At 30.5% G+C, this 13,005-nt stretch carries 22 protein-coding genes; 14 read left to right on the forward strand and 8 right to left on the reverse strand.

All coding sequences use genetic code 11. The features are described 5' to 3' along the window. Window positions 1–16 precede the first annotated feature (16 nt). Window positions 17–697, reverse strand: a complete 681-nt coding sequence (locus DYH56_RS05120; RefSeq protein ID WP_114641787.1) for a LexA family transcriptional regulator — start codon at window positions 695–697, stop codon at window positions 17–19. Window positions 698–842: 145 nt separating this feature from the next. On the opposite strand from DYH56_RS05120, the gene DYH56_RS15890 reads away from it, so the two are divergent. The 13 genes from DYH56_RS15890 to DYH56_RS15910 all read left to right on the forward strand — a co-directional run bounded on the left by DYH56_RS15890 (window position 843) and on the right by DYH56_RS15910 (window position 6,923). Then, complete coding sequence (locus DYH56_RS15890; protein WP_158539056.1) at window positions 843–998, forward strand: hypothetical protein; 156 nt, start codon at window positions 843–845, stop codon at window positions 996–998. Window positions 999–1,147: 149 nt separating this feature from the next. Then, window positions 1,148–1,285, forward strand: coding sequence for a hypothetical protein (locus DYH56_RS15895; protein ID WP_158539057.1), 138 nt, complete (start codon window positions 1,148–1,150; stop codon window positions 1,283–1,285). A 26-nt stretch (window positions 1,286–1,311) separates the two neighbouring features. Then, on the forward strand, window positions 1,312–1,494 hold the full coding sequence (locus DYH56_RS05125; protein ID WP_114641788.1) for a hypothetical protein: 183 nt from the start codon (window positions 1,312–1,314) through the stop codon (window positions 1,492–1,494). A gap of 44 nt (window positions 1,495–1,538) precedes the next feature. Next, window positions 1,539–2,000 carry a hypothetical protein gene (locus DYH56_RS05130; protein WP_114641789.1) on the forward strand — a complete coding sequence of 154 codons (462 nt, stop codon included), beginning with the start codon at window positions 1,539–1,541 and terminating at the stop codon, window positions 1,998–2,000. Next, the gene (locus DYH56_RS05135) at window positions 1,997–2,956 is read left to right on the forward strand and encodes a hypothetical protein (protein ID WP_114641790.1); all 960 of its coding nucleotides are present in this window, start codon (window positions 1,997–1,999) and stop codon (window positions 2,954–2,956) included. Before DYH56_RS05130 ends, DYH56_RS05135 begins: the two co-directional genes overlap by 4 nt. Then, window positions 2,956–3,189, forward strand: coding sequence for a hypothetical protein (locus DYH56_RS05140; RefSeq protein WP_114641791.1), 234 nt, complete (start codon window positions 2,956–2,958; stop codon window positions 3,187–3,189). The genes DYH56_RS05135 and DYH56_RS05140 overlap by 1 nt, the downstream gene beginning before the upstream one ends. Before the next feature lie 88 nt (window positions 3,190–3,277). After that, window positions 3,278–3,451: a hypothetical protein gene (locus DYH56_RS15900; RefSeq protein ID WP_158539058.1), complete on the forward strand. Its 174-nt coding sequence runs from the start codon at window positions 3,278–3,280 to the stop codon at window positions 3,449–3,451. A 252-nt stretch (window positions 3,452–3,703) separates the two neighbouring features. Further along, complete coding sequence (locus DYH56_RS15905) at window positions 3,704–3,874, forward strand: hypothetical protein (protein ID WP_158539059.1); 171 nt, start codon at window positions 3,704–3,706, stop codon at window positions 3,872–3,874. Then, window positions 3,874–4,590, forward strand: coding sequence for a ParA family protein (locus tag DYH56_RS05145; RefSeq protein ID WP_114641792.1), 717 nt, complete (start codon window positions 3,874–3,876; stop codon window positions 4,588–4,590). Before DYH56_RS15905 ends, DYH56_RS05145 begins: the two co-directional genes overlap by 1 nt. Further along, a complete protein-coding gene (locus DYH56_RS05150) occupies window positions 4,591–5,268 on the forward strand; it encodes a hypothetical protein (RefSeq protein ID WP_114641793.1) in 678 nt (225 codons plus the stop codon). A 51-nt stretch (window positions 5,269–5,319) separates the two neighbouring features. Further along, window positions 5,320–5,580, forward strand: coding sequence for a MerR family transcriptional regulator (locus DYH56_RS05155; protein ID WP_114641794.1), 261 nt, complete (start codon window positions 5,320–5,322; stop codon window positions 5,578–5,580). Next, window positions 5,555–6,679 carry a site-specific integrase gene (locus DYH56_RS05160; protein ID WP_114641795.1) on the forward strand — a complete coding sequence of 375 codons (1,125 nt, stop codon included), beginning with the start codon at window positions 5,555–5,557 and terminating at the stop codon, window positions 6,677–6,679. The genes DYH56_RS05155 and DYH56_RS05160 overlap by 26 nt, the downstream gene beginning before the upstream one ends. A 73-nt stretch (window positions 6,680–6,752) precedes the next feature. Further along, window positions 6,753–6,923 carry a hypothetical protein gene (locus DYH56_RS15910; RefSeq protein ID WP_158539060.1) on the forward strand — a complete coding sequence of 57 codons (171 nt, stop codon included), beginning with the start codon at window positions 6,753–6,755 and terminating at the stop codon, window positions 6,921–6,923. 256 nt (window positions 6,924–7,179) lie between these two features. Here DYH56_RS15910 and DYH56_RS05165 read toward each other — a convergent pair whose 3' ends face one another. Next, window positions 7,180–7,653, reverse strand: a complete 474-nt coding sequence (locus DYH56_RS05165) for a hypothetical protein (RefSeq protein WP_114641796.1) — start codon at window positions 7,651–7,653, stop codon at window positions 7,180–7,182. Window positions 7,654–7,944: 291 nt separating this feature from the next. Beyond that, a complete protein-coding gene (locus DYH56_RS05175) occupies window positions 7,945–8,145 on the reverse strand; it encodes a cold-shock protein (RefSeq protein ID WP_028855210.1) in 201 nt (66 codons plus the stop codon). A gap of 604 nt (window positions 8,146–8,749) precedes the next feature. Between DYH56_RS05175 and DYH56_RS05180 the strand changes: the two genes are divergently transcribed. After that, a complete protein-coding gene (locus DYH56_RS05180; protein WP_114641798.1) occupies window positions 8,750–9,649 on the forward strand; it encodes a DMT family transporter in 900 nt (299 codons plus the stop codon). A gap of 50 nt (window positions 9,650–9,699) precedes the next feature. Here DYH56_RS05180 and DYH56_RS05185 read toward each other — a convergent pair whose 3' ends face one another. The 5 genes from DYH56_RS05185 to DYH56_RS05205 form a co-directional block, all read right to left on the reverse strand. Continuing rightward, a complete protein-coding gene (locus tag DYH56_RS05185) occupies window positions 9,700–9,900 on the reverse strand; it encodes a cold-shock protein (protein ID WP_114641799.1) in 201 nt (66 codons plus the stop codon). Window positions 9,901–10,289: 389 nt separating this feature from the next. Beyond that, window positions 10,290–10,451 (reverse strand): rubredoxin, encoded by a 162-nt coding sequence (locus DYH56_RS05190; protein ID WP_114641800.1) that lies wholly within the window; start codon window positions 10,449–10,451, stop codon window positions 10,290–10,292. 46 nt (window positions 10,452–10,497) lie between these two features. Continuing rightward, window positions 10,498–11,049: a ferritin family protein gene (locus tag DYH56_RS05195; RefSeq protein ID WP_114641801.1), complete on the reverse strand. Its 552-nt coding sequence runs from the start codon at window positions 11,047–11,049 to the stop codon at window positions 10,498–10,500. 158 nt (window positions 11,050–11,207) lie between these two features. Beyond that, window positions 11,208–12,233: an omptin family outer membrane protease gene (locus DYH56_RS05200; RefSeq protein ID WP_114641802.1), complete on the reverse strand. Its 1,026-nt coding sequence runs from the start codon at window positions 12,231–12,233 to the stop codon at window positions 11,208–11,210. A gap of 239 nt (window positions 12,234–12,472) precedes the next feature. After that, entirely contained in the window at window positions 12,473–12,673 is a 201-nt protein-coding gene (locus DYH56_RS05205; protein ID WP_114641803.1) for a cold-shock protein, read from the reverse strand. Window positions 12,674–13,005 lie beyond the last annotated feature (332 nt).

Below are 13,005 nucleotides of genomic sequence, written 5' to 3' on the forward strand. Positions count from 1 at the left end.
CCCCCTAAAACTTTTTCTATGCCTTATTCAAAATCCAAACTACTTTACCGCAAACTTTGAAATCATCATCTTCTCTAATTTCTCTATCTGGATAATCTTTATTATCGGAAATTAAATAACATCTATCTTCAATACACTTATATCTTTTTACTAATGCTTCATCACCATAGAGGAACACGCCTATATCGTTCTGCCCTACTTCTACATCTTTTTTGATAAGAACTACAGAACCATTATTTATTGTTGTTTCCATAGAATCTCCATCAACGGTGATACCTACACAACCTTTTCCCATCATTAATGGTAAAGAAAGGTAATCGCTAGGTTCTGGATCAGGAGTTCTTCCAATTCCGGCTGAAACAGAATCATAAATCGGAACTTGTATATATTCACCTTCTATTACTTCGATATTAGACTTTTCTTTTAAAGTAGTTTCGGAAGTCCCGAAATCATTATCATCTAAATACCCTACTATTTTGTATAACTCTTTAAAATCTATTTTTAAAGCAGATGCTAATTTTTTTATTAAAAAAGGGTTTATTTTTAATAATTGTCCTTTTTCAATTCTAGAAATAAGAGATTTGTTTATGTCTGCTTTAACAGAAAGCTGATTAACTTTTAACTCTTTTTTTTCTCTCGCATCTTTGAGTAATCTTGCTAATTTCATTCTATTTTCATAATTAACTTCATATGACATAATTTTACTCCTTTTATTTACTGTCTTACTTAATATAATACTATACAAAATGATACAAAAGTAACACTTTCTAAAAAAACTGTTTACAAAAGTAACGCCATGTTGTATACTTTTAAAAAGATACAAAAGTAACGGAGGTGATGTGATGAAACTTTTAGAAATAAAAAGCTTAGTCTACTCGAAAGGTTTAACTATGGGAGAACTATATAACCTTTTAGGAGTAAGTAAACAAAGCTTTTATAGAAAGATAAGAAAAAATGATCAAGACTTTTTAACTCTTTTAAAAAATAAGTTAAAATGAAACTTTTAGAAAAGTAACGGAAATGGAGTGGTATTTTAAATAGGTTACTATTTAAAATAGGAAATTTATTTAATTAGGAGGGGATTACGATTTTTAAGAATAGTGAAGGACTTACTTTATCTATAGGTCTCTTATTAGGAGTACTAATTATGATGCCGCTGATAAGAGCGCAAGACAGGCATATAAAACATTTAGAAGAATTAGTAGCACTAGACCTTGATATGTCAGTTACCAAAAACATATTAACTCAGTTAGAGATGCAAGTAAAAGAGAAGAAAAAGAAATAAAAAAATTCAAGTTATAGGAGGGAAAGATGATAAAAGAAGAGTCTAATAAATCTATAGAAAAAACTATTGATGACTATAGAAAAGCTAAAAAATCTGAAGAAAGATTGCTATTAATAGCTAGTTTTATAGGTCTAATATTAAGAATTAGCTTTACTATCTCTGTTGGAACAATACTAATTCTTTTAATTAAGTTTTTGATTAAATTATAGTATTTTGTTTAAGAAATAATTCTGAAATTTTAGGGAGGTTAAATATGGCAAGACCGGATTCAGCTCTATCCTTAGAGCTAGAAAGAAGCATGAATATGCAGGTAAGAATTGAAACATTTGAAGAGCATCTGAGACATGCAAAGGTAATAGATGATTTGGATGATGAAAGGAGAAAAAAGAGTTTTAATTTAAACAAATGGAATAAAGATATGCAGAGATCATTTTCAAAAGAAAGAAAAATTATTCTTAAGCTAGATAATCTAAAGGAAATGAAAAGAGAATTAAAAAAGTTAGATGAAAAAACAGAAGAATTCAATGAAGTTTTCTTTGAAAAAAGAGAGCAGATAGATGCCTTAGAGGTTCAGTATGAAACTTTAGATGACGAGGTGAGAGCTTGGCTCTTGGAATATGCAGTTTGTTGCAGAGAGAAAATTAGAGATGAAAATTCAACTATTGAAAAAAAGATGATCCAAGAAAATTTGAAGAAAAAGAGAGGGAAGTTATGAGAGATTATATATTCAATTTTAGGCAAGATGTCGCTTTAGAAATGAAAGAAAAATATAAGTTAAGTTTGGAAGATCTAATTTTAATTAGAAGAATTGCAGATTTTACTTTATCAGAAAAATCAATAGAAATAGTTATAGAAAGTAAAACTTATCATTGGGTAAATTACGAGACTATTCAGCAGGATTTCCCATTGCTATATAAAGACGTTAAGGCACTTAAAAATAGAATACATAATATGTCTAAGAAAGGGTTACTAGAGAGCAAGTCTCACATAGTCAGAGGGAGTGAAATAGCTGAGAGTGAATTTACAACTGTAGGAGTATTTTCTGTTCTAAGGCTGAGTAAAGAGGCTAAACAATTATTTAACAATAATACTCCGACACCACTGGCTAAAAATAAGTCTACCCCCATCTTAAAAAAAGGTGACTCCCAACTAAAAAATGGGTTAACAAAGAATACCAAGAAAGGAATACCAAGAAAAGAAAAAAGCAGTAGCATAGAAGAAGCAAAATCTGCTACCGCCTCTGATGAAACTTTTTTTAAAAACCTAAAAGAACTACTTTCAGAAGGGAATATGAAAAATATAAATCCTAATACCTTAAAAAACATCAAAGAGCATTCAAATGAAAGTATCGATGATGTAAAAAAAGCTATTAGCCTTATGAAACTTAAAAATAAACCTATGACCCCTCAAGTCTTGGTGGCTATCCTAAGGGATAAAGATTATCTGATTGTACAGTCAGTAGATCCAAAAACAGTTACTAAAGCTGATAAGTTAGCTCATATGCTAGAAATCACCTTCCAAGATGAAATTAATGACCTATGTAACCAAATAGCTAAATCATTTGGATATGAAGAATATAATAATCTGAGTAAAAGTGATGAAAACATAGTTAATATCGAGTTAGAAAGAATATTGTGTAATAGATACAACAAACTTCACAGGGGGAATTGATGGATAAGATTATGACACCTTATAATTTAATCACAGAGCTAAGAAAACGATTTAACATAACAATTGTAGAACTTAGGAAGGGATTAAAGGAATATGAGATAGAGATGTATTGCAATGCTCTAGGGATCACAGAAACTACATTATTCTGGGCAATAAAAAATTATAAACCAAATAAAAAAGAGGAACACTTAAAAGCTAAAATTTATCCGACCAAAGAAAATAGAAGAAATTAGGAGTGTTCCTACAAAGTCGAACCACCGCTAAATGGTTCTACTAGATTATACCACAAGTTGATTATTTGTATTTAATTTAGGGGGTAAGATGGAAATAAAAATAAAAGGCAAAATAAAAGATTGGGATAATTTTTATAGAAATATTATCCCACAACTAAAAACATTAACTTTTAGAGATAAAACAGCAACTACGATAGATGAAATAGAGAGTGAGGCAATGGATGCCTATTTACTAGAGGAAGAAGTGGAATGGAGTTATTAGGTTTTAAATTAATATAGGGTTCTTAAAAAAATTAAAAGAACGTTAAAAGATGACATAAAAATTATAGTTGATTATAGAAATATGTTAATTCCTATTGTCCAAGATGATAGGTCATGGATAAGTCAAAATTTAAAAGAAGAAGCAGACAAAAACATAATAGAATTAAACATCAGAAAATCTCAACTGGAAACAGTTATTGAACATATAAAAATTCAAATAAGTAAAATGAGTTAATTTAGGAGGAGTAGGAAAATGAAAAATGAAAAATTAAGACCAAATCATAAAGAAATTATAGCAATGAGTTTAGAGGATCTAAACTTTATTTTAAAAAGTGAATATGTTCTGACAAATAGACAAACCAAGCAAATCAAATCAGAGATCAAAAGAAAAAGAGGAATAACAGGGCATAAGGTGATTGTCTAATGGCTAAAGTAATTTTATTTAAAAATAATAAGGGAGGAGTGGGTAAGTCACTATTATGCTTCTGGACTGCTCACATCTTATCTACATTATCAAAAACAAGTGATGATAAGAAAAATAAAGTATTGATCCTTACATCTGATTCACAAAACAATATCATGCAGATGGCAGGGGCTAAATCAGGCTATGGTGATGGACTCCAAGGGTACATTGATGGGAAAGGTTCAGATCTAATCAGACTAAGAAAGGGATTGTTCTATGTCCCTCTTACAAATACTGGGATAAAGAGAACTTTTGAAACTAGATTCCTGGATGTAATAGAAGTTTTTAAAAATCAATATGATTATATTTTAATAGATGGATCACCAGTATTGAAATTAGATAATATTTTCCTTGAAGTGAGTGACAAAGTGGTTATACCTACTTACCTTGATAATGTAACTACTAAGGGAATGGTCAACCTTATTGAAGAGGTAGGAGTAGACAAAGTAGCTCTAATTGTCCCTAATCGAGTTGGCAGGAGTAAGATGGAGCAAGAACACCTAAGTAAATTAAAAGAGAGCCTAGAGAGTGTAGGAGCAGTTATCACTGATCCAATTTATCAAACTATAAAAATTATGCACCTTACAAGAAAATCAAAAACAATTATGGAAACTAAGAGTAAACAATATAATGAGATAAAGCAAATCTTTGCAAAAATCGTAAAGGGGGTGATGTAATTGGATGTCTTTGGAGAACTTCAAAAAGCAGTAAAAAAAGAAATATATGTTTCGAATTTTGATTTCGGAAGTTGCGAAATTGAAAAAGAAGATATTGAGTTTATAAAAAATAGTGAACAGAAATTAAGAAAAAGGTTTATGGGAATATCTGAATCTCTCTATGATATATGTATAACTCTTCATCAGATCTCTTTAAAATTTAAAAAGTCTGGTGATTTTATGAAGTGGTATCAAGCTAATGGATTAACTAAAGATAATATATCTGAATTCAATAAAAGATTTATCTTGTTTCAAGAATTTAGTGATAAAAAAGACTTTATTGCATCACTCTCTAACCAGTCAGTTAGATTTTTGACTCATAAAGATGTTACAGCAGATGCCAGAGAAAAGATAATTGACGGAGGAATAAAAAAAGCTGAAACTATAAAAGAGTTATTAGCTCCTGTAAGAGATCAGATAGCAATCGAATTTGAAAAGAAAACTAAAAGTTATGTAAATTATAAAAAATTAGAAAAGATGAAAACTAGGATTACTAAAGTAGAAGATGGGAATGAATTAAATTCTTTAAAGGCTGATATAGATGCCTTAGCGATCTATTTAAAAGATATGAAACAGGCTGTTAAAGATAAAGAAAAAGAATGGGAAAATAAAAATAATTTGAAGTTGGTGAAGGGGTAGTATTAAATACAAAATTTAATAGTAATGGTAGGTTTTAGGAGGTTGATTAGATTGGAAAATGAGATGTTATTAGAAAATATTGGACAGATGTTAGAGGAACGATTAAAACAAGTATATCCAGATAGATTGTTATCATTTAAGGAAGTTAGAGAAAGGTTAAAAATTCAAGATTCTAAATTGAGAGAAATGTTAGATACGGGAGACTTACCATCTATTAAAGGTTTAGGTTGCTTAAAAGTTAGTGAATATACATTAAATACGTTTATTAAAAGGAAGGAGGGGAATAGTGCACATAAAAAAAGATCAAATTAGAGGTACTTGGTATTTTGTTTTAGATGCTCCCAGAGAAAATGGTAAGAGAAAACAAATTAGGAGAACAGGTTTTAAAACCAAAAGAGCAGCAGAACAGAAATATAGACAATTTAAACAAGAGATTGAGGAGTCAGGAACTTTTAAAATAGTTTCTGACATTTCTTTTAATGATTATTTAGATTATTTTATCAAAAATTATATGGAAGTAAATTTGAAAGAATCTACTGTTCGTAACAAATTATTTTTAATTGAAAAGCATATACGTCCAGTATTAAAAAATTATAAATTAAGAGAGATCAGTCCTGCTATAATTAATGAAATAATAAATAATAAAGTAAAAGAAGGGTATAAAAAGAAGTATATTTCTAGCATATTTACTTATATTAAATTAATATTTAGATATTCTGTCTTTCCCAGTGAATTTTTGAAGAAAAATCCTGCGGAACATTTAAAAATGCCAAAAATAGAGGATGTTAGCAATACAGAAAAAAGCATCACTATGGATAATTTAAATAAATTAACAAAATTGTGGAAAAACACAAAATTTAATATTATTTATACTGTTGGTCTACATACTGGAATGAGATTAGGAGAGATAATAGCTCTTGAATGGGATAATATAGACTTAAACAAAGGGATAATAACAGTAAATAAAAATGCAGTTACTCTTGGTAGTGAAGTGAAGTTATCTTCTCCAAAAACTCAAAGTTCAATACGAACTATTAATATAGGAAAGACTCTTATTTTAGAATTAAAAAAATGGAGAGTTGAGCAGATAGAGCAAAAATTTAAAAGAGGTAAATTCTATATTCAATCAAACTTTGTATGTACTTATAGTGATGGTAGATGGATAAAGCCTAATTCAATAAAATCAAATGGAACAGCTTTAAAAAAGAAATATGGAATAAAATTTAATTTTCATATGTTAAGACATACTCATGCTACTATGTTGATTGAAAATGGTGCAAATATGAAAGATGTACAAGAAAGATTAGGTCATTATAAGTATTCTACCACTATGGACACCTATGCACATGTGACTAAAAAAATGAGCGATGAAACTATAGAAATTTTTGAAAAAGCAATTAATCAAAACTAAATGTGATTGAAATGTGATTATTTTATATTTTTCTTAATAAAAATGATATTGAACCCCTAATTTTATTAAGGTTATGAAAAATAACGATTACAGAGTGGGAATAAGAGTTGAACCTATAAACTTTATTGAAAATAAAGAGATAGAAGAAGATTTATTTTTAAATGCTCCTAAAAAAGAAATATATATAAGAAAAAGTCTACCAATTAAGGTAGACTTTTTTCTTGAGTATTTAAAATTTATTTAAATATTTTATCTAGGAATTTTTGATAGTTTATAGTTGAAATTAACTTGATTATCAGAATGTAGCTTCAGTTTATAGGGTTTTTCTTTTGCCATCAACTCGAAGATATGCGGTATCACCGAACGAAATACTTCACGTTCAGGATTCTTATTTTCCATGACTTCCTACTTTACTAAAAAAATAATTTTTCTATTACCTTTAACTCTTTCTCCTTTTAAATAAAAATACAAACAAATAACTACTAAATATACAAACAAAATTATTTACTTTTTTTATCATAGTGAAGAGTACCCACGCCCGCATCCATTAAATCGGAGGCGAACCCATCACTAAAAGTTCCGAGGAGTCCAAGGTAATTCTTTTTATGCCATAATGTTAGCATTCCAAAATCACCTGCTTCCTGTGGTTCAGATTTTGCAAATGTGATTATGCCTTTTGGCAGCTCATCTAAAACTCCCCAAATCATACCGACACCAAATGTTTCCTTGATACCTACTTCTAAAAAGCTGATATGAAAATGTTGGTAATCTTTAGGCTCCTTATCTTTTTCGGCAGCCAATCCTTTAATATGAAGATATGCAACGAACTCTCCACCTTCGTATAGGCGAGCTCTGATAACATATTTATGTCCCTCTTCGTAGGCTAGGGCACACAATTCCTTAAATGATTCGTCCGTATTAATCTTGCCTGTAGATACGATTTTATCTTGTAGTTTCTTGCTGATTGTTGACATACAAATACCTCCTTTTTTTCTTTTAATATATTTCATTAAATTGTATATTATTTTAAATACTCTCTTCCCCTTTTGTTTCCTTCTTTATAAATTTAATCCTCCCTAAAAACAACTCCCTTATCGAATCAGCTCTCCTAAAGATCTTAAACTGAAATAATTTAGTCTTATGGTGAATGGGATCTACCTTAAACTCTAATCCTTTGATTTTAAGTCCCCCCCACCGACATTTTCCAGACAATAAAAAAAGTGGTAGAAATTTCTACCACTTTGAATATTCAAAATTATATATAATTATACAGTTTCGATGTTTGAAGCCTGAGGACCTTTTGCACCTTCAGTGATTTCGAAAGTTACTTCTTCTCCCTCTTTTAAAGTTTTGAATCCTTCTTTGTTGATTTGAGAAAAGTGTGCGAAGTAGTCGTTCCCGTCCTCTGCTGAAATAAATCCAAATCCTTTGTCATCGTTAAACCATTTAACTGTTCCTTTTAACATGTGTTACCTCCGTAAAATTTTAATACAGATAAGTTTTTCTTAAAATCCATTTAACCTTCAACCCTGCTACAGGGTTTCTTAACCAATGAAGCTCTTGTATGACTCTCTGTTACTATTAATATAGTATCATAAACGTTATAAAAAGTAAAGTTTTATCTTTCTCATAGAGAGAGTCAAAAAAATAAAGACCTCCCAGCTGTAATAGTCACACAGTCAGGAGGTTTTTATTTTTATATTTTATTTTTAAGGAAAGAAAGAAATGAAAAAAATATTACTATTTTCATTTGCTTATATTTATCAGACGTCACTCAGGTGGAAAAAGTTTAAATTTATTTAATATTTTTTTATTTATGGGATATCCCTGCAACATCAAAAATTTTTAATTTTAGTGCTTAAAATAATCATTTCATCGGACTGCTGTATTGACTTATGTGAAGTTATGAACTATAACTGTAATGATCAAATCTAATCGCGATTAGAAAACGTAAATTTAGAGGGATAAAAATAAATTTTATTATAAGAGACTTTCAATAACCAGTTTTACATTAAAAGAATATTTGTAGAAATCTCATCAACTTAATTATTTTAACAGGGGGCAGCTAACGTGGCTAATTTATATGGGATTGTATTATTGATTTTTGCTTCATTAACTTGGGGAAGCGCATATCCTTCCATGGAATATTCTTTCAATTTAGGGGTTGGAGTTTTCTCTTTATTAACAATTAGATTTTTTATTGGAGGACTGATATTATCGGTAATATATTTTAAAGAACTAAAAAAAATAAATAAAGAAGAGGTGAAAATATGTTTTTGGTCCTCGATATTTGTCTTTATAATGTTTTTTACTATGAGTTATGGGCTGCTGTATATATCAGCGGCGAGAGGTGCCGCACTGTTTTCTTCTTACTTAATATTTACTTTAATAATTAAAAGATTTTTAAAAAAAGTGCAGTTCAGTGCAATAAATATATCTTATTCATTCCTCATAACAATCGGTATTTTTTATGTCAATAAAAATGGTTTTTATCTTAATGGGTTTAGTATAGGGGATTTTTATTCAATTTTAAGCGGATTCTTTTTTGCTTTAAATATCGTATATTTAGAACAAAATTCCGAGAAGATGTCCTATAAGAAACTTTCTGTTATACAGATGTTTTTATGCGGCCTTTTTTCTCTGATATTTATTAATATATTTAATGAACCCCCTTTTCCTTTGACTAAAGCCTTAACATTAAATATATTATATCTGAGCATTGTGGTAACAGCTTTTGCTTACACAGCACAGAATCAGGCTTTAAAATTTGTAGATGCTGAAAAAGCTTCTGTAATATTGTCTACTCAAAGTATTTTTACTATTTTTATTTCTGTTATAGTTTTCGGGGAAGTTTTAAGCACAAATATGATTATAGGTATTTTCTTTATTGGTTTAGGTATCTTTCTATATAGTATGAGCACCGGAGAAAAGAATAAAAAATTGGCTGGTTCTAAACATAAGAGTTCATAAAAAAAGTGGTAGAAATTTCTACCACTTTGAATATTCAAAATTATATATAATTATACAGTTTCGATGTTTGAAGCCTGAGGACCTTTTGCACCTTCAGTGACTTCGAAAGTTACTTCTTCTCCCTCTTTTAAAGTTTTGAATCCTTCTTTTTTGATTTGAGAAAAGTGTGCGAAGTAGTCGTTCCCGTCTTCTGCTGAAATAAATCCAAATCCTTTGTCATCGTTAAACCATTTAACTGTTCCTTTTAACATGTGTTACCTCCGTAAAATTTTAATACAGATAAGTTTTTCTTAAAATCCATTTAACCTTAAACCCTGTTGAAGGGTTTCTTAACCAATGAAGCTCTTGTCTGACTCTCTGTTACTATTAATATAGTATCGTAAATGTTATAAAAAGTAAAGTTTTATCTTTCTTATAGAGAGAGGTAGTCAAAAAAATAAAAACCTCCCAGCTGTAATAGTCACACAGTCAGGAGGTTTTTATTTTTATATTTTATTTTTAAGGAAAGAAAGAAATGAAAAAAATATTACTATTTTCATTTGCTTATACTTATCAGACGCCACTCAGGTGGAAAAAGTTTAAAAGTTTTTTATTTTTTATAAAAAAAAACTCCCAAGGATTTCCTGGGAGTTTAGAATTTTTAGTTTTCTTCAGCAAATACATCTTTACCCATGCAGCATGGCGGACAAACCCAATCTTCAGGCAGGTCTTCAAACTTAGTTCCAGCTTCGATTCCGTTATCTACATCTCCAACTTCTGGATCATAGACATACCCGCATACTTCACAAACATATTTTTTCATATCTTCCACCTCTTTATTTATATAGTAATCTTAGTTTTTAATTTAATTATTTTCCTTCAAAATGTCTTTCCAATAAACCTTTGAATGCTTTTCCATGTCTGGCTTCATCCTTAGCCATCTCATGCACCGTATCGTGGATTGCATCTAAGCCTAATTGCTTAGCTCTCTTAGCTAATTCAAATTTACCGGATGTAGCTCCATATTCAGCTGCCACTCTTAATCTTAAGTTTTCTTCCGATGAATCAGTTACCACTTCTCCTAATAACTCAGCAAATTTAGCTGCATGTTCTGCCTCTTCAAATGCTATTCTCTTGTAAGCTTCAGCTACTTCCGGATATCCCTCTCTGTCTGCTACTCTTGACATTGCTAAATACATCCCCACTTCTGTGCACTCTCCTGCAAAGTTAGCTTTTAATCCTTCGATGATCTCTGCATCCCCGCAGGCTAAACCTTCTCCTAATTTATGCTCAGTTGCCCACTCTTCAGCAGCATTTTCATCATAGGCTGTGAATTTATCTTTGCCTGCCTTACATACCGGACATACCTCAACACTTGCATCTAATATTTCCCCACATACCGTACATCTCATTTTAGCCATTCTGCTCACTCCTTATATTTTATTTGGTTTTATTTCAAATTTGTATTGTTTACAAAATAATAATAACAATTTTTGAATTGAAAGTCAAGGGTTTTTTATTTTTATAATAAAAAAAAGAGCCCAACTATAAAATATTGGTCTCTTTCAATGAAAAATAGTTAAAATCTATAACTTGCACCCAGGGAAACCATATAAGATTCATGGGATATCCCTGCAACATCAGAAATTTTAGAAGTTGCTCCTGTGGACAGGTTGGTTAGTTTTGTATCACCTTTTGTAGAATCATACTTCTGGTAATCAAAGGAAAGATTCATAGAAAAATAATCGGTAAAGAGATATGCTAAAGAAGCCCCTGCTGAGAAATAGAAGATCTCTTCAAAAGTATCTTTGTAAAGATAGTTGGTCAAAACATGTTCATCTATACCTTCGGCCTTTGCAAATGGTGTAGCTATGATCCTGGAGTTGAATAACCATTTAGATGAACTTAAATTAAATCCAAATCCCAGATAAGGAGCATAAAACTTTTGCTCATAGATAACAGAGCTGTCATTGGAATCCATACCGGGAACGACATCTGAAAACTTACCGCTGCCATTAGGGTAGCTGAAGACCCCATCCATGGAGTTCCATTTCCAGTTATCGTAGTGAAAACCGGCTATTGCAGAAAATGAATACAAGTCTGAAGAGAGGAGTACCCCATTTATATTGATATCTGCCATAAGGCCTTTCTCCAGCTCTGTTTCAGTCTCTGACCAGTGAGTCCTCTGGTCGGGATTCTTGATGTCCGTCCAGTCGTAATCGGTCATAGTTGTTGAAGGAGCAGAGGCTTTAACCCATGTTCCGGCATTTAAACTTATTTGTTTTGTGATCTCTGCGGATATCTGACCTCCCACCATAATAACATTATCGAGTTTCCAGGTAAGCTCACTCAGTTTTTCCCCGGTTTGATAATATACATATTCGTGGGAATCCCCGTTTAAAACACCTGTGCTCAAGGTAAAGGAAACCGGCATGTTTGTTTTTTCTGTTTCAACGGATACTAAAGCACCGGACATATCCAAAGCACTCATGGCATAGCTGGAATAACTATAACTTAAAAAAGATACTAAGACAGCCAAGGAAAAGCTTAGCTTTGAAACAAATTGCAGATAAGAACTAAAATTTGGTTTTGAGATAAATTTCATAAAATAATGCTCCTTTTCTTTATTTTTTAGGTCGAAATTTTAATTAATGAATAATAATAGCAGGGTATATAGGAAATCAATCCTGTGTTTTAAATCTATATCTGCTACATTTTTATTTTCCCTCTTTTTTAATTCGTATTTAATTCTAAATTCCTTTATTTCTTCTAAAGTTTTTATTTTTAGTCAATAAAAAAGTGGTAGAAATTTCTACCACTTTGAATATTCAAAATTATATATAATTATACAGTTTCGATGTTTGAAGCCTGAGGACCTTTTGCACCTTCAGTGATTTCGAAAGTTACTTCCGCTCCCTCTTGTAAAGTTTTGAATCCTTCTTTTTTGATTTGAGAGAAATGTGCGAAGTAGTCGTTCCCGTCTTCTGCTGAAATAAATCCAAATCCTTTGTCATCGTTAAACCATTTAACTGTTCCTTTTAACATGTGTTACCTCCGTAAAATTTTAATACAGATAAGTTTTTCTTAAAATCCATTTAACCTTAAACCCTGTTGAAGGGTTTCTTAACCAATGAAGCTCTTGTCTGACTCTCTGTTACTATTAATACAGTATCATAAATGTTATAAAAAGTAAAGTTTTATCTTTCTCATAGAGAGAGATAGTCAAAAAAATAAAAACCTCCCAGCTGTAATAGTCACACAGTCAGGAGGTTTTTATTTTTATATTTTATTTTTAAGGAAAGAAAGAAATGAAAAAAATATTACTATTTTCATTTGCTTATACTTATCAGACGCCACTCAGGTGGAAAAAGTTTAAA

It is taken from the genome of Psychrilyobacter piezotolerans, assembly GCF_003391055.1.
GTDB classification, from domain to species: domain Bacteria; phylum Fusobacteriota; class Fusobacteriia; order Fusobacteriales; family Fusobacteriaceae; genus Psychrilyobacter; species Psychrilyobacter piezotolerans.

Excerpts from the sequence above, each read along its gene's own strand:
- DYH56_RS05120 (WP_114641787.1), bottom strand. The coding sequence starts at position 697 with ATGTCATATGAAGTTAATTATGAAAATAGAATGAAATTAGCAAGATTA.
- DYH56_RS15890 (WP_158539056.1), top strand. The coding sequence starts at position 843 with ATGAAACTTTTAGAAATAAAAAGCTTAGTCTACTCGAAAGGTTTAACT.
- DYH56_RS15895 (WP_158539057.1), top strand. The coding sequence starts at position 1,148 with ATGATGCCGCTGATAAGAGCGCAAGACAGGCATATAAAACATTTAGAA.
- DYH56_RS05125 (WP_114641788.1), top strand. The coding sequence starts at position 1,312 with ATGATAAAAGAAGAGTCTAATAAATCTATAGAAAAAACTATTGATGAC.
- DYH56_RS05130 (WP_114641789.1), top strand. The coding sequence starts at position 1,539 with ATGGCAAGACCGGATTCAGCTCTATCCTTAGAGCTAGAAAGAAGCATG.
- DYH56_RS05135 (WP_114641790.1), top strand. The coding sequence starts at position 1,997 with ATGAGAGATTATATATTCAATTTTAGGCAAGATGTCGCTTTAGAAATG.
- DYH56_RS05140 (WP_114641791.1), top strand. The coding sequence starts at position 2,956 with ATGGATAAGATTATGACACCTTATAATTTAATCACAGAGCTAAGAAAA.
- DYH56_RS15900 (WP_158539058.1), top strand. The coding sequence starts at position 3,278 with ATGGAAATAAAAATAAAAGGCAAAATAAAAGATTGGGATAATTTTTAT.
- DYH56_RS15905 (WP_158539059.1), top strand. The coding sequence starts at position 3,704 with ATGAAAAATGAAAAATTAAGACCAAATCATAAAGAAATTATAGCAATG.
- DYH56_RS05145 (WP_114641792.1), top strand. The coding sequence starts at position 3,874 with ATGGCTAAAGTAATTTTATTTAAAAATAATAAGGGAGGAGTGGGTAAG.
- DYH56_RS15910 (WP_158539060.1), top strand. The coding sequence starts at position 6,753 with ATGAAAAATAACGATTACAGAGTGGGAATAAGAGTTGAACCTATAAAC.
- DYH56_RS05165 (WP_114641796.1), bottom strand. The coding sequence starts at position 7,653 with ATGTCAACAATCAGCAAGAAACTACAAGATAAAATCGTATCTACAGGC.
- DYH56_RS05175 (WP_028855210.1), bottom strand. The coding sequence starts at position 8,145 with ATGTTAAAAGGAACAGTTAAATGGTTTAACGATGACAAAGGATTTGGA.
- DYH56_RS05185 (WP_114641799.1), bottom strand. The coding sequence starts at position 9,900 with ATGTTAAAAGGAACAGTTAAATGGTTTAACGATGACAAAGGATTTGGA.
- DYH56_RS05190 (WP_114641800.1), bottom strand. The coding sequence starts at position 10,451 with ATGAAAAAATATGTTTGTGAAGTATGCGGGTATGTCTATGATCCAGAA.
- DYH56_RS05195 (WP_114641801.1), bottom strand. The coding sequence starts at position 11,049 with ATGGCTAAAATGAGATGTACGGTATGTGGGGAAATATTAGATGCAAGT.
- DYH56_RS05200 (WP_114641802.1), bottom strand. The coding sequence starts at position 12,233 with ATGAAATTTATCTCAAAACCAAATTTTAGTTCTTATCTGCAATTTGTT.
- DYH56_RS05205 (WP_114641803.1), bottom strand. The coding sequence starts at position 12,673 with ATGTTAAAAGGAACAGTTAAATGGTTTAACGATGACAAAGGATTTGGA.